Below are 17,011 nucleotides of genomic sequence, written 5' to 3' on the forward strand. Positions count from 1 at the left end.
CTACCAGCCCCTGGCCTTCCACTCGGCCAGCGAGGGACGTTCGGCGCCGAGCGTCGTGTCCCGGCCGTGGCCCGGGTAGACCCACGTGTCGTCGGGCAGGCGGTCGAAGAGCCGCTCGGACACGTCGGTGAAGAGGCGCTCGAACCGCTCCGGGTCCTTGCCGGTGTTGCCCACCCCGCCGGGGAACAGGGAGTCGCCGGTGAACAGGTGACGGCCGTCGGGGCCGCCGTCGTAGAGCAGGGCGATCGAACCCGGGGTGTGGCCGCGCAGGTGGATGACCTCCAGGCTGACCGGGCCGAGGGAGATCGTGTCGCCGTGCTCGACCGTGCGGCCGGCCGGGACGGGCAGCGCGGGCGCGTCGAGCGGATGGGCGATCACCTCGGCGCCGGTGACCCGGGACACCTGTTCGAGGGCCTGCCAATGGTCGCCGTGCTGGTGGGTGGTGACGACCGCGCCGAGCGGCTGGTCGCCGACGAGCGCCAGCAGCCGGTCGGCGTCGGCCGCGGCGTCGATCAGCAGCTCCTCGCCGGTCTCGGTGGAACGCAGCAGGTAGGCGTTGTTGTCGTGGGGGCCGACCGCCAGCTTGGAGATGGTCAGGGCGGGCAGCTCGCGCACGTCGGCGGGGCCGCCGACCTGGACGTCGCCGGTGTAGGTCATGGATAGTCCTTCGGGGGCGTCGCGGGCAGATCAGCGGGGGCCGGCATCGTCAGCCACGGCGGCGGCTCGGGAAGGAGCGCGCCACCGTCACCGGGCGTCGACGGCTGTCCCGCGGGCACCAGGGTAACGCCCTCGCCGTCCGACCTCCCTGTCAACCAGGCCAGCATGTCGACCGGCGCGCCCTGGACGGCGGGGCCCTGACCGAGGTTCTGCCACCTTTGCCCCGGCTTGCCGGTCAGGACGACCTCGCTCACCGTGCTGCTGCCGTACGGCCAGGAGTGGCGGAGGTCGTGCAGTTCGCGGTGGACGAACGTCCGCGGCCAGTCGTGCGGGCCGTACCCCGCGTCGAGGTCAACGTGGTGCATGCCCACCTCGCGAAGGCGGCGTACCAGGATGTACCAGGCAGGATGTGACGGCGGTCGCATGCCATGGACGGGCGTCCGCCACGCCTCGGCGGGCAGGTCGCGGATCGCGGCGGCCAGGCGGGCGGCGCTGTCCGCCAGGTCGGCCAGGTGCCGGGCGGCCGGCCGGGCGGCGGTGGCCTCGATCTCGGCGGCCCTGGCCTCCACGGACGGGTACTGCGGGGTCTCGACGCCCGTCCGCGCCCAGGTCAGGAGGTTGAGGTGGGAGCCCGCGTTGCCGGTCAGGTGGGCGAGCACGTGCCCTCTGGTCCAGCCGGGCAGCAGGGACGGGGCCGTCACGTCGGCGTCGGACAGGGACGCGGCCGTGGCCAGCAGCCGGTCGGTCGCGGAGGCCAGTTCGGCCTGCAGCGCGGGTAGAACGGTCATGTCCAGATATTTCCCCATCTAGGGGGCAGGTGTCGCGGTCGGGCATAAAGCAGCAGGTCAAGTGGTTGACTTGCAAAGGGCTCCTGCCGACGCGGGAGATGGCCGTAACCTGTGAAGGACGGATTTTCGGGGGCCGGGGATCGGCTCGCCGAAAATGTCGGTGCCCCCGTCTACCATCCCCCGTGGACCTATCCGCCTTTCGACCTCCGGGATCGCCGTGGCAGACCGCCTGATCGTGCGTGGTGCACGAGAACACAACCTCAAGGACGTCTCGCTGGACCTGCCGCGAGACTCGCTGATCGTCTTCACCGGCCTCTCCGGCTCCGGCAAGTCGAGCCTGGCCTTCGACACGATCTTCGCTGAGGGGCAGCGCCGCTACGTCGAATCCTTGTCGGCCTACGCCCGCCAGTTCCTCGGCCAGATGGACAAGCCCGACGTCGACTTCATCGAGGGCCTGTCGCCCGCGGTGTCCATCGACCAGAAGGCCACCAGCAAGAACCCCCGCTCGACCGTCGGCACCATCACCGAGGTCTACGACTACCTGCGTCTGCTGTGGGCGCGCATCGGCAAGCCGCACTGCCCGACCTGCGGCCGTCCGATCGCCCGGCAGCAGCCGCAGCAGATCGTCGACCGCGTCATGGACCTGGAGGAGGGCACCCGCTTCCAGGTGCTCGCCCCCGTCATCCGCGGCCGCAAGGGCGAGTACGCCGAGCTGTTCCGCGAGCTGCAGACCAAGGGCTTCGCGCGGGCCAGGGTCGACGGCACGGTCGTGCGGCTGGAGGAGCCGCCGACGCTGAAGAAGTACGAGAAGCACGACATCGAGGTCATCGTTGACCGCCTGTCGGTCAAGGAGTCCTCGCGCCGCCGGCTCACCGACTCCGTCGAGACCGCGCTGCAGCTGTCCGGCGGCACGATCACGCTGGAGTTCGTCGACCTGCCGGAGGACGACCCGGGCCGCGAGCGCTTCTACTCCGAGCACCTCTACTGCCCCTACGACGACCTGTCGTTCGAGGAGCTGGAGCCGCGCTCGTTCTCCTTCAACTCGCCCTTCGGCGCCTGCCCCGAGTGCACCGGCCTCGGCACCAAGATGGAGGTCGACCCCGACCTGGTGGTGCCCGACCCCGAGCGCACGCTCGGCGACGGCGCGCTGCACCCCTGGTCGGGCGGCCACACCAGCGAATACTTCGTCAGGCTGATCGAGGCGCTCGGCCACACCGTCGGGTTCACCCTCGACACGCCGTGGGAGCGGCTGCCCAAGAAGGCCCAGAAGTCGCTGCTGTACGGCCACGACGAGCAGGTGCACGTCCGGTACAGCAACCGTTACGGCCGCCAGCGCTCCTACTACACCACCTTCGACGGCGTCATCCCCTGGGTGCAGCGCCGGCACGCCGAGGCCGAGAGCGACGCCACGCGCGAGCGCTTCGAGGGCTACATGCGCGAGATCCCGTGCCCGGCCTGCAAGGGCGCCAGGCTCAAGCCGGTCACCCTCGCCGTCACGGTCGACGACAGGTCGATCGCCGACGTCGCGGCCATGTCGATCGGCGAGTGCGCCAAGTTCCTGGCGGAGCTGAAGCTGTCCGACCGCGACATGCACATCGCCGAGCGGGTGGTCAAGGAGATCAACGCCCGCATGGGCTTCCTGCTCGACGTCGGCCTCGACTACCTCACCATGGACCGCGCCGCGGCCACCCTCGCCGGTGGCGAGGCGCAGCGCATCCGGCTGGCCACGCAGATCGGCTCCGGGCTGGTCGGCGTCCTCTACGTGCTGGACGAGCCGTCCATCGGCCTGCACCAGCGCGACAACATGCGCCTGCTCGACACGCTGATCAGGCTGCGTGACATGGGCAACACGCTGATCGTCGTCGAGCACGACGAGGACACCATCGCCGCCGCCGACTGGGTGGTCGACATCGGTCCGGGCGCCGGCGAGCACGGTGGCCAGGTCGTGGTCTCCGGCACCGTCCAGGAGCTCCTCGCCAGCGAGGAGTCCATGACCGGCCAGTACCTGTCGGGCCGCAGGAGCATCGCGATCCCGGCCAAGCGCCGCAAGCGCGACAAGAAGCGGCAGATCACGGTCAAGGGCGCCCGCGAGCACAACCTCAAGGGCGTCGACATCGAGTTCCCGCTGGGCATGTTCACGGCGGTGACCGGGGTGTCCGGGTCGGGCAAGTCGACGCTGGTCAACGACATCCTCTACAACGCGCTGGCCAAGGAGCTCAACGGCGCCCGCACGGTGCCGGGGCGGCACTCGCGCATCAACGGCATGGACCAGGTGGACAAGGTCGTGCACGTCGACCAGTCGCCGATCGGCCGTACGCCGCGCTCCAACCCGGCCACGTACACCGGGGTCTTCGACCACGTGCGCAAGCTGTTCGCCCAGACCGCCGAGGCCAAGGTGCGCGGCTACCAGCCGGGGCGCTTCAGCTTCAACGTCAAGGGCGGGCGCTGCGAGGCGTGCGCGGGCGACGGCACGATCAAGATCGAGATGAACTTCCTGCCGGACGTCTACGTCCCCTGTGAGGTCTGCCACGGCGCCCGGTACAACCGGGAGACGCTGGAGGTCCACTACAAGGGCAAGACGATCGCCGAGGTGCTGGACATGCCGATCGAGGAGGCGCTGGGCTTCTTCGACGCGATTCCGGCCATCAAGCGGCACCTGCAGACGCTCAACGACGTCGGCCTGGGCTACGTACGGCTCGGGCAGCCGGCGACCACGCTGTCCGGTGGTGAGGCGCAGCGCGTCAAGCTCGCCTCCGAGCTGCAGCGCCGCCAGACCGGGCGGACGATCTACGTGCTCGACGAGCCCACCACCGGCCTGCACTTCGAGGACATCCGCAGGCTGCTCGGCGTGCTCGGGCGGCTGGTCGACGGCGGGAACACGGTGATCGTCATCGAGCACAACCTCGACGTCATCAAGACCGCCGACTGGATCATCGACATGGGCCCCGAAGGCGGGTCCCGTGGCGGCACGCTGGTGGCCACGGGCACGCCGGAGGAGGTGGCGCTGGTCAACGAGAGCCACACCGGGCGCTTCCTGCGGAAGATCCTCTCGCTCTGAGGCAGGCGGCGGCCCAGGTGTGGCGACGTTGCGCCTTGAGCCGGACGGTGGCGGCTCGGGCGTGACGGCGGTTGCCGTCGGTCAGGTGATGGTTCGGGGGTGACGGCGCCTGTTGCCGGTCAGGCGGTGGTTCGGGGGTGACGGCGCCTGTTGTCGGTCAGGCGGTGGCGGGGGTGCGGCGGCGGCGCTTGGCGGCGTCGCCGCGCTCCAGCCACCACTCGGCGAACAGCAGCGGCAGCACCCAGCCCAGCCAGGCGCTCAGCGCGCCCACCGTGCCGGCCAGCAGCTCCTGGTCGCCGTGGAAAGTGGTGTCGAGCTGCGGTGACAGCGAGATGACGAACACCGCGCCCCACAGGCGGTTGGTGATGATCGACATCGTCAGGGCGAAGCTGCGGATCATCCACCTGCGGTGATCGACGAACCTGCGCTGCCTGGCCATCCGCCAGCCGGCCAGGGTGCAGCCCAGCCACACCAGGGCCAGCACCACCCCGCTGGCCCTGGTCACCGGGCCGAACGGAGTGGCCAGGCTGACCACCAGACCCAGCACGCCGCCGGGCAGGCAGCCGCCGAAGACGTACACGCGGCCGATCATGCGGTGGGCGCGCGGGTGGCGGGCCCGGAACCACGGCCAGACCTGCAGACAGCACGAGATCATCGCGATCGAACCGAAGATCACGTGCAGGGAGAGCACCACGAAGTGCGGCGGGAAGAAGTCGGGGGCGGGCACCCGCGACCGGCTCGGGTCCAGCGACAGGTAGGGCGGCAGCGAGAAGGCGACGAACGCGATCGCCACCACCCCGAGCGGAACCACCCACGGACGGCGCCACCAGCGCGGCCCGGACGTCGTGGGTGCGGGAGTGTCGGTGAGAGTCATGCGCACAGGCTCGTGCGCGGCGCTGACCGCGGGCGCACCGCCCACTGACGGCACCTTGACCCCGCCTTGCCGCGACGGCGTGCCGCAGAGGTCACCCGATGGTCGGACCGAGGGGTGGGGCCAATAAAGTTGAAGCACGGGTAACGGCTTGACCTGCTGGGGGTCGGCGGAGACGCGAAGGGTCGGCTAATTCATGACGGTTACGGATCGGGGCGAAGCCATGCCCGAAAATCGCGGCGGAATCGGCCGGCGCGAGATGCTCGGCGTGGCGGGGGTGGCCGCGTGCGGGCTGGCGCTGGCGGGGTGCGGCGCGGGTGACGCCAAGGCGCAGCCGGTGTCGGCGATCAAGGGCAAGGTGCTCGCCAAGACGGCGGACGTGCCCGTCGGCGGCGGCACGCTCGTCGAGGAGTGGCGAATCGTGATCACGCAGCCCGCGAAGGGCGTCTACAAGGCGTTCAGCGCGGTGTGCACGCACAAGGGATGCACGGTCGGCACGCCGAAGGACAACGTCATCACGTGCGCGTGCCACGGCAGCGAGTTCGCCGCCGACAGCGGACAGGCCACCAAGGGGCCCGCGACCGCGCCGCTGACCGTCTACCAGGTCAAGGTGGAGGGCGACGGCATCGTCGTCGTCTGAGGACGGATCGTTCTGGGTAATTGTGCGTGGTTTTCGGGATTGGGCTCGTGCAGGCTGAACCGGTGCCGGGGCGCCGGCCGTACCTGCAAGTGAGACCGAGACCTGGGAGGACGCACCATGACAGAAACGACGCGCCGGACGGTCATGCTCGGTGCCGGAGGCGCCGGGCTCGCGGCGGTTCTGACGGCGTGCGCGAGCTACGGTTCGCCGACGGCGGCGGCGAACGAGGCGTCGGCCACGGAGGAGCCGTCGTCCGCCGAGCCCAAGAAGAAGGCGAAGAAGAAGCCCAAGGCGCTGGCCGACACCGGCGACATCCAGGTCGGCGGCGGCACGGTCTTCAAGGACCAGAAGGTCGTGGTGACGCAGCCGACCGAAGGGGAGTTCAAGGCGTTCACGGCGGTCTGCACCCATGCGGGCTGCACGGTCGCCAGCGTCTCGAACGGGACCATCAACTGCCCCTGCCACGGCAGCAAGTTCAAGATCGAGGACGGTTCCGTGGCCGACGGCCCCGCCGGCGCGCCGCTCGCCGAGAAGAAGATCTCCGTGGACGGCGACAAGATCAGACTCGCCTAATCCGTGTCTCATGAATTTCTCACCTGTCTCCGATTGGGTGGGACACATGGGAAATGACCTTCGCAGCCGACGGGCAGTGATAGCGGGAGTGGGCGCGGGCGGGCTGGCGCTGGCGATCAGTGCCTGCGGCGGGAACGCCGAGACGCCGGCGGCCACCGCCCCCGACGCGGGCGGCCAGTCGAGCGCCGCACAGCCGGGCGCCACGCAGCCGGGCGCCACACAGTCAGGCGCTCCGCAGGCCGGCGGCGCGCTGGCCAAGACCGCCGACATCCCCGTCGGCGGTGGCACGGTCTTCAAGGACCAGAAGATCGTGGTGACGCAGCCGACGGCGGGCGAGTTCAAGGCGTTCAGCGCGATCTGCACGCACAAGGGCTGCCCCGTGGGCAGCGTCGCGGACGGCGCGATCGTGTGCCCGTGCCACGGCAGCAAGTTCAACATCGCCGACGGCTCGGTCACCGACGGGCCGGCCGACAAGCCGCTGGCCGCGCAGCAGATCAAGGTCGAGGGCGACCAGATCACCCTGGCCTGATCAGAGGAGTCTGGTCAGAGGAGTCTGGTCAGAGGAGTCTGATCAAAGGAGCCTGGTCAGAGGAGAAGGTGAGCCCTGTCGAGCCGTCCGAAGGCTCGGCGGGTCACCTTGTCGGTGGCGCCTACTAGTCTTTGACCGTGGCGAGAGCAGCGGGCAGCCCCTTGAGTTTCCGGCCCAGACCAGGTTCGATCCCCGAGTCGCCGGGGGTCTACCGGTTCAGGGACGCGCACGGCCGGGTGATCTACGTCGGCAAGGCCAAGAGCCTGCGGCAGCGGCTCAACTCCTACTTCACCGACTTCTCCGCGCTGCATCCGCGCACCCAGTCGATGCTCACCACGGCCGCCGACGTCGACTGGACCGTCGTCGGCACCGAGGTCGAGGCGCTGCAGCTCGAATACTCCTGGATCAAGGAGTTCGACCCGCGCTTCAACGTCAAGTACCGCGACGACAAGTCCTACCCCTACCTCGCCGTGACGCTGGGGGAGGACTTCCCGCGCGTCCAGGTCATGCGGGGGGCCAAGCGCAAGGGCACGCGGTACTTCGGCCCCTACTCGCACGCCTGGGCCATCCGCGAGACCGTCGACCTGCTGCTGCGCGTCTTCCCGGTGCGCACGTGCAGCGCGGGGGTGTTCAAGCGGGCCGGGCAGATCGGGCGTCCCTGCCTGCTGGGCTACATCGACAAGTGCTCTGCGCCGTGCGTGGGGCGGGTGACCCCGCAGGAGCACCGCGAGCTGGCCGAAGACTTCTGCGACTTCATGGCGGGCAACACCACCCGCTTCATCAGGCGCCTTGAGAAGGACATGCGCGAGGCCGCCGGCGAGCAGGAGTACGAGCGGGCGGCCCGGCTGCGTGACGACATCCAGGCGTTGCAGCGCGCGCTGGAGAAGCAGGCCGTGGTGCTCGGCGAGGCCACCGACGCCGACGTCATCGCGCTGGCCGAGGATCCGCTGGAGGCCGCCGTCCAGGTGTTCTACGTGCGCGGGGGCCGCATTCGCGGGCAGCGGGGCTGGGTGGTCGACAAGGTCGAGGAGTCCTCGCCCGGCGAGCTGGTCGAGCAGTTCCTGCTGCAGATGTACGGCGAGGCCGGCCCCGAGTCGATGCCGCGCGAGGTGCTCGTGCCCGCGCTGCCGCCCGACGCCGAGGCGGTCGCCGAGCTGCTGACCGAGCAGCGCCGGGCCCGGGTCGAGGTGCGCGTCCCGCGGCGCGGCGACAAGAAGGCGCTGATGGAGACCGTCGAGCGCAACGCCAAGGAGTCGCTGGCCCAGCACAAGATCCGCCGGGCGGGCGACCTGACCACGCGCAGCAAGGCGCTGCAGGAGATCGCCGACGCGCTCGACCTCGACCAGGCGCCGCTGCGCGTCGAGTGCTACGACGTCTCCCATCTCCAGGGCGAGAACGTCGTGGCGTCCATGGTGGTCTTCGAGGACGGCCTGGCGCGCAAGAGCGAGTACCGGCGCTTCGCGGTCAGGACCAAGGAGGGCGACGTCGCCTCGATCTACGAGGTGATCATGCGGCGGTTCCGGCGTTACCTGGAGGAGCGTTCGGCCACCGGCGAGCTGGCCGCGGAGGACGACGACGGCCACGGTCCCATCGACCCCGAGACGGGCAGACCGCGCAAGTTCGCCTATCCGCCCAACCTGGTCGTCGTCGACGGCGCCGGCCCCCAGGCGGCCGCCGCGCAGCGGGCGCTCGACGAGCTCGGCATCGACGACGTCGCGGTGTGCGGCCTGGCCAAGCGGCTGGAGGAGGTGTGGCTGCCCGGCGACGACCAGCCAGTGATCATGCCTCGTTCAAGTGAGGGTCTCTACCTGCTGCAACGCGTGCGCGACGAAGCACACAGGTTCGCCATCACCTACCATCGTTCCAAGAGGTCCAAGTCAGTGAAGGAGAGCGCGCTCGACGGCGTGCCCGGCCTCGGGCCGGCGCGCAGGCAGGCGTTGCTCAAGCACTTCGGCTCCGTCAAGAAGCTACGCGAGGCCAGCGCGGCCGAGATCTGCGAGGTTCCCGGCATCGGGCCGGCCCTCGCGGAGGTCATCGTGTCGACGCTGAAGGGAGATACATCGTGAACACCCGCGAGGGAGCGCAGGGTGTCGGCGAACGGAGTGAGGCCATGAGCACCGAGCCGGCGTTCGTCATCGTCACCGGCATGTCCGGGGCGGGGCGCAGCACGGCCGCCAAGGCGCTGGAAGACCTGGGCTGGTTCGTCATCGACAACCTGCCGCCGGGGCTGCTGTTCGCGATGGCGGAGGAGGCGGGCAAGGTCAAGCTGGCCGCCGACAAGGTGGCCGCGGTCGTCGACGTGCGCAGCCTGGCCTTCACCACCGACCTCAACGCGGCCATCGAGGAACTGGAGGGCCGCGGCGTACGCGTGCGGGTCGTCTTCCTCGAGGCCAGCGACGAGGAGCTGGTGCGCAGGTTCGAGAACGTCCGCAGGCCCCATCCGCTGCAGGGCGAGGGCCGTCTGGTCGACGGCATCACCCGCGAGCGCGGCATCCTGCGCGAGGTGCGGGCCAACGCCGACCTGGTGATCGACACCTCGTCCCACAACGTGCACGACCTGCGCAACAAGATCGTCGCCTACTTCGGCGGGGAGGACCGTCCGGGGCTGCGGCTCAACGTCGTCTCCTTCGGGTTCAAGTACGGGCTGCCGGTCGACGCCGACCTCGTCGTCGACTGCCGGTTCCTGCCCAACCCGCACTGGGTGCCCGAGCTGCGGCCGATGAACGGCCTTGACGCGCCGGTCAGCGACTACGTGCTCGGCCAGCCGGGTGCCAAGGAGTTCCTCGACGCCTACGAGGAGGTCCTGCAGGTCGTGGCCACCGGCTACGCCCGCGAGGGCAAGAGCTACGCGACCCTGGCCGTGGGCTGCACGGGCGGCAAGCACCGCAGCGTGGCCATGGCCGAGCAGGTCGCCGCGCGTCTGCGTGACCGCGGCATGGAGGTCCAGGTCAGCCACCGGGATGTGGGCCGGGAGTGACCCATGAACGTATGGAGACGTCCCTGCCCCATCCGCTGAACGGCCCCCGCGTGGTGGCCCTGGGCGGCGGCCACGGGCTGTACGCCTCGCTGTCGGCCTTACGGGTCGTGACCGACCGCCTGACCGCGGTGGTGACCGTGGCCGACGACGGCGGCTCCAGCGGACGGCTGCGCCGCGAGCTCGGCGTGCTGCCGCCCGGCGACCTGCGCATGGCGCTGGCCGCGCTGTGCGGCGACGACGAGTGGGGCATCACCTGGAGCGAGGTCGTCCAGCACCGGTTCCGCAGCGAGGGCGAGCTTCACGGGCACGCGGTCGGCAACCTGCTGATCGTGGCGCTGTGGGAGCTGCTCGGCGACCCGGTGGCCGGCCTCGACTGGGTCGGGCGGCTGCTCGGCGCGCATGGCAGGGTGCTGCCGATGGCCTCGGTGCCCCTCGACATCGTGGCCGAGGTCGAGCTCGACGGCGTCACCTCGACCGTGCGCGGCCAGGTCGCCTGCGCGCTCACGCCGGGCCGGGTGCAGGCCATCTCCCTGGTGCCCGAAGACCCGCCCGCGCGTCCGGAGGCGGTCGCCGCGGTGCACGAGGCCGACTGGCTGGTGTTCGGGCCGGGTTCGTGGTTCACCAGCGTGCTGCCGCACCTGAAGGTTCCCGAGCTGGCCCGCGCGCTGCACGAGAGCAGGGCCAAACGGCTCGTCACGCTCAACCTGGCCCCCCAGCCGGGCGAGACCGACGACTTCTCCCCCCAGCAGCACCTGGAAGTGCTCCGCCAGCACGCCCCCGACCTGGCCTTCGACATCGTGCTCGCCGACACCGGCGTGGTCGACGACCTCGACGCGCTCGACAAGGCCGCGGCGGCGCTCGGCGCCCGCCTCGTCCTGGCCGACGTGGCCGCGGCCGACGGCTCGCCCCGGCATGACCCACGACGTCTTGCCTCCGTCCTGGACGAGATTTTCCTCCAGAAGCGTTGATCCTGGTCGGCGTGGCGCGAAGGTGCGAGAGACTGGCGAGAGCCGGTCTGAATGGGGGAAGGACTAACGCTTATGGCGATGACAGGTGTGGTGAAGGACGAACTGAGCCGCCTGCCGGTGCTGAAACCGTGCTGCCGCAAGGCGGAGGTTTCGACGCTGCTGCGGTTCGCCAGCGGCCTGCACCTGGTGGGCGGCCGCATCGTGATCGAGGCCGAGCTCGACACCAACGCCACCGCGCGGCGGCTGATCAAGGACATCGGAGAGGTGTTCGGTCACAAGGCCGAGGTGCTGGTGCTCGCGCCGGCCGGGCTGCGCAAGGGCTCGCGCTACGTGGTGCGCGTCTACCGCGACGGTGAGGCGCTGGCCCGGCAGACGGGCCTGATCGACAACCACGGCCGTCCGGTGCGTGGCCTGCCCCGGCAGGTCGTGGCGGGCGCGGCCTGCGACGCCGAGGCGGCCTGGCGGGGCGCCTTCCTGGCGCACGGCTCGCTGACCGAGCCGGGGCGTTCGATGTCCCTGGAGGTCACCTGCCCGGGGCCGGAGGCGGCGCTGGCGCTGGTGGGCTCGGCCCGGCGGCTGAAGATCCACGCCAAGGCCCGGGAGGTGCGCGGCGTCGACCGTGTCGTGGTCCGCGACGGCGACGCGATCAGCGCGCTGCTCACCCGGCTGGGCGCGCACGACAGCGTGCTGGCCTGGGAGGAGCGCCGGATGCGCCGCGAGGTGCGCGCGACCGCCAACAGGCTGGCCAACTTCGACGACGCCAACCTGCGGCGCTCGGCGCGGGCGGCCGTCGCGGCGGGCGCGCGGGTGCAGCGGGCGCTGGAGATCCTCGGTGAGGAGGCGCCCGACCATCTGGTGGTGGCCGGGAGGCTGCGGGTGGAGCACAAGCAGGCGTCGCTGGAGGAGCTCGGGCAGATCGCCGACCCGCCGCTGACGAAGGACGCCATCGCCGGGCGCATCAGGCGGCTGCTGGCGATGGCCGACAAGCGCGCCTCCGACCTGGGCATCCCCAACACCGAGGCCAATCTCACCGTCGACATGCTGGCGCCCTAGCGGGTTCGTCGCCGTGCGGGCGCGTGCGGCGTCGTCCGGGAGACCCCCATCCCGTACGGCTCCGCACAGTGGCCTACTCGGTGGCCTACTCGGTGGTCTGCTCGGTGGCCTGCTCGGTGGCCCGCACGCGCCGACGTCCGTGGCCGCCCGTCATGGCCGGTCGTGAGGGCTCACGGGCCGCTCGCCGTGACGGAGCGCCCTGTGGGCCGCCTCCGTGGAGGTGCGCCGGCCCGGCGAGGGCCGTTCAGTCCTTGGCGGGCTTGCGCGGCGTGAACAGGTCCGCGGGCGCGGCCTGCTGGGCGGGCGACTGGGCCGGCTCGAACGGCGCCCGGTACTCCTGTCCGGGCTCGTCGGCCGCCTCGGCCGCCTGCTGGGCCAGGGCGGCCCGGTCGGCGCGGCGTACGCGGAAGACGCGCAGCGTGACCAGCAGGAGCGCGGCCGCGGCGGCCACCGCGATGTACAGCCACATCTGCCACGTCTGCCCGAGCGGCTCGCGGTAGACCGCCAGGGCGTGGGGCAGTCCCTCGCCGGCGTTGGCCGCCGTGACGTCGCCGAGCCGGGGGGAGGAGGACGTGCCGGACGCGGGCGTGCGCCGCGCGGCGCCGATCATGATGGACGCGCCCGAGATCTGCCCTCCGGCGACCGCCGCCGCGGCGTACAGGGCGGCCACCACCGGCAGCGCCCGGTTGCGCGGGCGGGCCGCGCCCACGGCCAGGGCGACCAGCAGCGCGATCAGGAGCGACAGCGTCACCGACAAGGCGTGGCCGTTGCCCAGCGTGGCCACGGCCTTGGGCAGCCGGTCCTGGAAGAGCACCGCGAACCCCAGTGCCGCCGCGCAGACGAGCGCGGCGACCAGCCCCGCGATCAGTCCAGGAAGCAGGCCGGACCGCTCATGTGACATCTCAGCCCCCAGAGAATGCACGAATTTACTCCGACGAGTCGGGCACTTTACTCGAAGCTCGCAAATTACGCCGCCTGAACGGGGATACGCAGGGCGGTACCTGCAGTGGTCTAAACCAATTTGGGTCCGATAGTGTTCGTGGTTGAGATTCAACCGCCATCTGTTCGAGGAGATCGGTTTCCGTGAGCATCCGCGTAGGCGTCAACGGCTTCGGCCGCATCGGTCGCAACTTCTGGCGCGCGGTCGCCGCCAGCGGCAAGGACATCGAGATCGTCGCGGTCAACGACCTGACCGACAACGCGACGCTCGCCCACCTGCTGAAGTACGACAGCATCCTGGGCCGCCTGCCGTACGAGGTGAAGGCCTCCAGCGACGAGATCACCGTCGACGGCAAGGCGATCAAGGCGTTCGCGGAGCGCGACCCGGCCAAGCTGCCGTGGGGCGACCTCGGCGTCGACGTCGTGGTGGAGTCGACCGGCCTGTTCACCGACGCCTCCAAGGCGAGGGTGCACGCCGACAACGGCGCCAAGAAGGTCATCATCTCCGCGCCGGCCAAGAACGAAGACGTCACCATCGTGATGGGCGTCAACGAGGGCTCCTACGACCCGGCCAGCCACACGATCATCTCCAACGCGTCCTGCACCACCAACTGCCTGGCCCCGATGGCCAAGGTCATCCACGACACCTTCACCATCGAGAAGGGTCTGATGACCACCATCCACGCCTACACGCAGGACCAGAACCTGCAGGACGGCCCGCACAAGGACCTGCGCCGCGCCCGCGCCGCCGCCCTCAACGTGGTGCCCACCTCCACCGGCGCCGCCAAGGCCATCGGCCTGGTGCTGCCCGAGCTCAAGGGCAAGCTCGACGGCTTCGCCATGCGCGTGCCGATCCCCACCGGCTCGGCCACCGACCTCACCGTCGACGTCAGCCGCGAGGTCACCGTCGAGGAGGTCAACGCCGCGATCAAGGCCGCCGCCGAGGGCCCGCTCAAGGGCATCCTCAGCTACACCGAGGACGAGATCGTCTCCTCCGACATCGTCACCGACCCCCACTCCTGCATCTTCGACGCCGGCCTCACCAAGGTCATCGGCAACCAGGTCAAGGTCGTCGGCTGGTACGACAACGAGTGGGGCTACTCCAACCGCCTCGCCGACCTGATCGAGCTGGTCGGCCGCGGCCTGTGAGCATGGTCGAGGCCACTGCGGGGACAGGAGCATGAGCATGCGCACGCTCGACGATCTCGACGTCAAGGGGCGGCGCGTGCTCGTGCGCGCCGACCTCAACGTCCCGCTCGACGGGGAGACGATCACCGACGACGGCCGCATCCGGGCGTCGCTGCCGACGATCCGGGCGCTGGCCGGGCGCGGCGCCAAGGTCGTCGTCTGCGCCCACCTGGGCAGGCCCAAGGGGCAGGTCAATCCCAAGTACTCGCTCAAGCCGGTGGCCGCCCGCCTGGGCGAGCTGCTCGGCCAGGACGTCGCCTTCGCCGCCGACGTGGTCGGCGACAGCGCGCGGCAGACGGTCGACGCCCTCCAGGAAGGCCAGGTCGCCCTGCTGGAGAACCTGCGCTACGAGCCCGGCGAGGAGTCCAAGGACGACGCCGCCCGCGGCGCGTTCGCCGAGAAGCTGGCCGGGCTCGCCGAGCTCTACGTCGGCGACGGGTTCGGCGCGGTGCACCGCAAGCACGCCAGCGTCTACGACGTGCCCAAGCTGCTGCCGCACGCGGCCGGCGGGCTGGTCGTGGCCGAGGTCGAGGTGCTGCGCAGGCTGACCGAGGACACCGAGCGTCCCTACGTGGTCGTCCTGGGCGGGGCGAAGGTCTCCGACAAGCTGGGCGTCATCGCCAACCTGCTGACCAAGGTCGACCGGCTGCTGATCGGCGGCGGCATGGCCTACACCTTCCTCAAGGCCCAGGGCTACGAGGTGGGCCGGTCGCTGCTCCAGGAGGACCAGCTCGACCAGGTGCGCGGCTTCCTCGACGAGGCCGGCAGGCGGGGCGTCGACCTCGTGCTGCCGGTCGACGTGCTGGCGGCCGTCACGTTCGCGGCCGACGCCGAGCACGAGGTGGTCGAGGCCACGGCGATCCCGGCCGACCGCGAGGGGCTCGACATCGGGCCGAAGACGCGCGAGCTGTTCGCGAGCAAGCTGGCCGACGCCAAGACCGTGTTCTGGAACGGGCCGATGGGCGTGTTCGAGTTCGACGCGTTCTCCGGCGGCACCAGGGCGGTGGCCGAGGCCCTGATCGGCTCCGACGCCTTCACGGTGGTCGGCGGCGGCGACTCCGCGGCGGCCGTGCGCAGGCTGGGCCTGCCCGAGGACGGCTTCTCGCACATCTCCACCGGCGGCGGGGCCAGCCTGGAATACCTTGAGGGCAAGACCCTTCCCGGACTCGCGGCTCTGGAGGACTGAGGTGGCCCAGCAGCGCAAGCCGCTCATCGCCGGCAACTGGAAGATGAACCTCAATCACCTTGAGGCCATCGCCCTGGTCCAGAAGCTGGCCTTCGCGCTCAGCGACAAGGACTTCGACAAGGCCGAGGTGGCCGTCCTGCCGCCCTTCACCGACCTGCGCAGCGTCCAGACGCTGGTCGACGGCGACAAGCTGCGCATCGTCTACGGCGCCCAGGACCTGTCCCAGTACGACGGCGGCGCCTACACCGGCGAGGTGTCGGGCGTCATGCTGGCCAAGCTCGGCTGCACGTACGTGGTCATCGGCCACTCCGAGCGGCGCCAGTACCACGGCGAGGACGACGATCTCGTCAACGCCAAGGTGCAGGCGGCCTACCGGCACTCGCTCACGCCCATCCTGTGCGTGGGCGAGGGGCTGGCCGTACGCCAAGAGGGCGGCCACATCGCGCACAGTCTCGGCCAACTCGACGGCGCCCTGCGCAAAATCAGCGCCGAGCAGGCAAAATCGATAGTGGTGGCCTACGAGCCCGTGTGGGCGATCGGCACGGGCGAGGTGGCCACCCCGGAGGACGCCCAGGAGGTCTGCGGAGCGTTGCGGGTGAGACTCGCAGAGCTCTACGACCCCGAAGTGGCCTCCGCGGTCCGTATCCTTTACGGTGGCTCGGTCAAGTCCGGCAATATCGTGGGGATCATGGCTCAACCCGATGTCGACGGCGCGCTCGTGGGCGGTGCCAGCATCGACGCAGGGGAGTTCGCCAAGATCTGCCGATTCTCCGAATTGCCTGGCTAACTGAGTCGTTCTGAGGGTGCGACTTGACAGCAGGCCGTACCCTCAAGAGGCAAGTTTGAATCGTCACGCGTAACAGAGCACTGAAGGAACAGGCATACCGTGGAAATCGGAATCTCCATCGCCCTCATCCTGGCGAGCGGTCTCATGATCCTGCTCGTCCTGCTCCACAAGGGCAAGGGTGGCGGCCTGTCTGACATGTTCGGCGGCGGTTTCTCGTCGAACTTCGGTGGTTCCTCGGTGGTGGAGCGCAACCTCGACCGGCTGACCGTCATCACGGGCACCGTCTGGTTCGTCTGCATCATCGCTCTCGGCCTGCTCATGCGGCCCTGAGACAACAACTGGTTAACGCGTGACAGTGATTCTCCCCCCGTGTCACGACGCGGGGCGATCTAGCGAGGAGTTCATCCGTGGGTAGTGGCAACGCGATCCGTGGCAGCCGAGTCGGCGCCGGCCCTATGGGGGAGGCCGAACGCGGCGAGGCAGCTCCGAGAGTGCGGGTCTCGTTCTGGTGCGCCAACATGCACGAGACGCGCCCCAGTTTCGCCAGCGACGCGGCGGTCCCCGAGATGTGGGATTGCCCACGTTGCGGCCTCCCAGCCGGACAGGACGAGGAGGCCCCGCCTGCCCCGCCCAAGAACGAGCCGTACAAGACGCACCTGGCCTACGTGAAGGAGCGCCGGAGCGACAAGGACGGCAAGGCGATCCTCGAGGAGGCACTGGAGCGCCTGCGCAACAACAAGTCCCCCTGGTAGGCGAGCCGGCGGAAGGGCCCTGGTGCTGGTCACCGGGGCCCTTCG

17 protein-coding genes are annotated in these 17,011 nt (G+C 70.4%); 13 read left to right on the forward strand and 4 right to left on the reverse strand.

Annotation, left to right across the window (positions count from 1 at the left end):
* Entirely contained in the window at positions 1 to 657 is a 657-nt protein-coding gene (locus tag ABZ815_RS36235; protein ID WP_357705728.1) for an MBL fold metallo-hydrolase, read from the reverse strand.
* Positions 654 to 1,445, reverse strand: coding sequence for a maleylpyruvate isomerase family mycothiol-dependent enzyme (locus ABZ815_RS36240; RefSeq protein WP_357705729.1), 792 nt, complete (start codon positions 1,443 to 1,445; stop codon positions 654 to 656). Before ABZ815_RS36240 ends, ABZ815_RS36235 begins: the two co-directional genes overlap by 4 nt.
* A 217-nt stretch (positions 1,446 to 1,662) precedes the next feature.
* Here ABZ815_RS36240 and uvrA point away from each other — a divergent pair, with 217 nt between their 5' ends.
* Positions 1,663 to 4,503: an excinuclease ABC subunit UvrA gene (gene uvrA, locus ABZ815_RS36245; RefSeq protein WP_357705730.1), complete on the forward strand. Its 2,841-nt coding sequence runs from the start codon at positions 1,663 to 1,665 to the stop codon at positions 4,501 to 4,503.
* A gap of 157 nt (positions 4,504 to 4,660) precedes the next feature.
* On the opposite strand, the gene ABZ815_RS36250 is transcribed toward uvrA, so the two are convergent.
* A complete protein-coding gene (locus ABZ815_RS36250) occupies positions 4,661 to 5,377 on the reverse strand; it encodes a DUF2306 domain-containing protein (protein WP_357705731.1) in 717 nt (238 codons plus the stop codon).
* A gap of 220 nt (positions 5,378 to 5,597) precedes the next feature.
* Between ABZ815_RS36250 and ABZ815_RS36255 the strand changes: the two genes are divergently transcribed.
* The 7 genes from ABZ815_RS36255 (at position 5,598) to whiA (ending at position 12,114) form a co-directional block, all read left to right on the forward strand.
* Entirely contained in the window at positions 5,598 to 6,014 is a 417-nt protein-coding gene (locus ABZ815_RS36255) for a Rieske (2Fe-2S) protein (protein WP_357705732.1), read from the forward strand.
* A 117-nt stretch (positions 6,015 to 6,131) separates the two neighbouring features.
* Complete coding sequence (locus tag ABZ815_RS36260; RefSeq protein ID WP_357705733.1) at positions 6,132 to 6,587, forward strand: Rieske (2Fe-2S) protein; 456 nt, start codon at positions 6,132 to 6,134, stop codon at positions 6,585 to 6,587.
* 76 nt (positions 6,588 to 6,663) lie between these two features.
* Positions 6,664 to 7,116: a Rieske (2Fe-2S) protein gene (locus ABZ815_RS36265; RefSeq protein WP_357705734.1), complete on the forward strand. Its 453-nt coding sequence runs from the start codon at positions 6,664 to 6,666 to the stop codon at positions 7,114 to 7,116.
* 161 nt (positions 7,117 to 7,277) lie between these two features.
* Positions 7,278 to 9,182 (forward strand): excinuclease ABC subunit UvrC, encoded by a 1,905-nt coding sequence (uvrC, locus tag ABZ815_RS36270; RefSeq protein WP_357705813.1) that lies wholly within the window; start codon positions 7,278 to 7,280, stop codon positions 9,180 to 9,182.
* Positions 9,183 to 9,226: 44 nt separating this feature from the next.
* Positions 9,227 to 10,093 (forward strand): RNase adapter RapZ, encoded by an 867-nt coding sequence (gene rapZ, locus ABZ815_RS36275; protein ID WP_357705735.1) that lies wholly within the window; start codon positions 9,227 to 9,229, stop codon positions 10,091 to 10,093.
* A gap of 11 nt (positions 10,094 to 10,104) precedes the next feature.
* On the forward strand, positions 10,105 to 11,061 hold the full coding sequence (yvcK, locus tag ABZ815_RS36280) for a uridine diphosphate-N-acetylglucosamine-binding protein YvcK (RefSeq protein ID WP_357705815.1): 957 nt from the start codon (positions 10,105 to 10,107) through the stop codon (positions 11,059 to 11,061).
* Positions 11,062 to 11,133: 72 nt separating this feature from the next.
* Entirely contained in the window at positions 11,134 to 12,114 is a 981-nt protein-coding gene (whiA, locus tag ABZ815_RS36285) for a DNA-binding protein WhiA (RefSeq protein ID WP_138714326.1), read from the forward strand.
* 244 nt (positions 12,115 to 12,358) lie between these two features.
* Here the strand turns inward: whiA and ABZ815_RS36290 are convergent, their stop codons facing one another.
* Entirely contained in the window at positions 12,359 to 13,015 is a 657-nt protein-coding gene (locus tag ABZ815_RS36290) for a hypothetical protein (RefSeq protein ID WP_357705736.1), read from the reverse strand.
* Between the two features lie 182 nt (positions 13,016 to 13,197).
* Here ABZ815_RS36290 and gap point away from each other — a divergent pair, with 182 nt between their 5' ends.
* From gap to ABZ815_RS36315, 5 genes are all read left to right on the forward strand, one after another.
* Complete coding sequence (gap, locus tag ABZ815_RS36295) at positions 13,198 to 14,202, forward strand: type I glyceraldehyde-3-phosphate dehydrogenase (RefSeq protein ID WP_357705737.1); 1,005 nt, start codon at positions 13,198 to 13,200, stop codon at positions 14,200 to 14,202.
* 37 nt (positions 14,203 to 14,239) lie between these two features.
* Positions 14,240 to 15,427 carry a phosphoglycerate kinase gene (locus tag ABZ815_RS36300; RefSeq protein ID WP_357705738.1) on the forward strand — a complete coding sequence of 396 codons (1,188 nt, stop codon included), beginning with the start codon at positions 14,240 to 14,242 and terminating at the stop codon, positions 15,425 to 15,427.
* A gap of 1 nt (position 15,428) precedes the next feature.
* On the forward strand, positions 15,429 to 16,214 hold the full coding sequence (gene tpiA / locus ABZ815_RS36305) for a triose-phosphate isomerase (protein ID WP_357705739.1): 786 nt from the start codon (positions 15,429 to 15,431) through the stop codon (positions 16,212 to 16,214).
* Between the two features lie 99 nt (positions 16,215 to 16,313).
* The gene (gene secG, locus ABZ815_RS36310; protein ID WP_090942947.1) at positions 16,314 to 16,544 is read left to right on the forward strand and encodes a preprotein translocase subunit SecG; all 231 of its coding nucleotides are present in this window, start codon (positions 16,314 to 16,316) and stop codon (positions 16,542 to 16,544) included.
* Positions 16,545 to 16,621: 77 nt separating this feature from the next.
* Positions 16,622 to 16,966: an RNA polymerase-binding protein RbpA gene (locus ABZ815_RS36315; protein ID WP_082310244.1), complete on the forward strand. Its 345-nt coding sequence runs from the start codon at positions 16,622 to 16,624 to the stop codon at positions 16,964 to 16,966.
* Positions 16,967 to 17,011: the final 45 nt, after the last annotated feature.

The organism is Nonomuraea sp. NPDC047529, assembly GCF_040642995.1.
Classification (GTDB): Bacteria; Actinomycetota; Actinomycetes; order Streptosporangiales; family Streptosporangiaceae; genus Nonomuraea.

Coding starts and splice junctions, on each gene's coding strand:
- whiA (WP_138714326.1), top strand. CDS start 11,134: ATGGCGATGACAGGTGTGGTGAAGGACGAACTGAGCCGCCTGCCGGTG.
- ABZ815_RS36290 (WP_357705736.1), bottom strand. CDS start 13,015: ATGTCACATGAGCGGTCCGGCCTGCTTCCTGGACTGATCGCGGGGCTG.
- ABZ815_RS36260 (WP_357705733.1), top strand. CDS start 6,132: ATGACAGAAACGACGCGCCGGACGGTCATGCTCGGTGCCGGAGGCGCC.
- ABZ815_RS36255 (WP_357705732.1), top strand. CDS start 5,598: ATGCCCGAAAATCGCGGCGGAATCGGCCGGCGCGAGATGCTCGGCGTG.
- ABZ815_RS36300 (WP_357705738.1), top strand. CDS start 14,240: ATGCGCACGCTCGACGATCTCGACGTCAAGGGGCGGCGCGTGCTCGTG.
- ABZ815_RS36250 (WP_357705731.1), bottom strand. CDS start 5,377: ATGACTCTCACCGACACTCCCGCACCCACGACGTCCGGGCCGCGCTGG.
- yvcK (WP_357705815.1), top strand. CDS start 10,105: ATGGAGACGTCCCTGCCCCATCCGCTGAACGGCCCCCGCGTGGTGGCC.
- ABZ815_RS36240 (WP_357705729.1), bottom strand. CDS start 1,445: ATGACCGTTCTACCCGCGCTGCAGGCCGAACTGGCCTCCGCGACCGAC.
- ABZ815_RS36235 (WP_357705728.1), bottom strand. CDS start 657: ATGACCTACACCGGCGACGTCCAGGTCGGCGGCCCCGCCGACGTGCGC.
- rapZ (WP_357705735.1), top strand. CDS start 9,227: ATGAGCACCGAGCCGGCGTTCGTCATCGTCACCGGCATGTCCGGGGCG.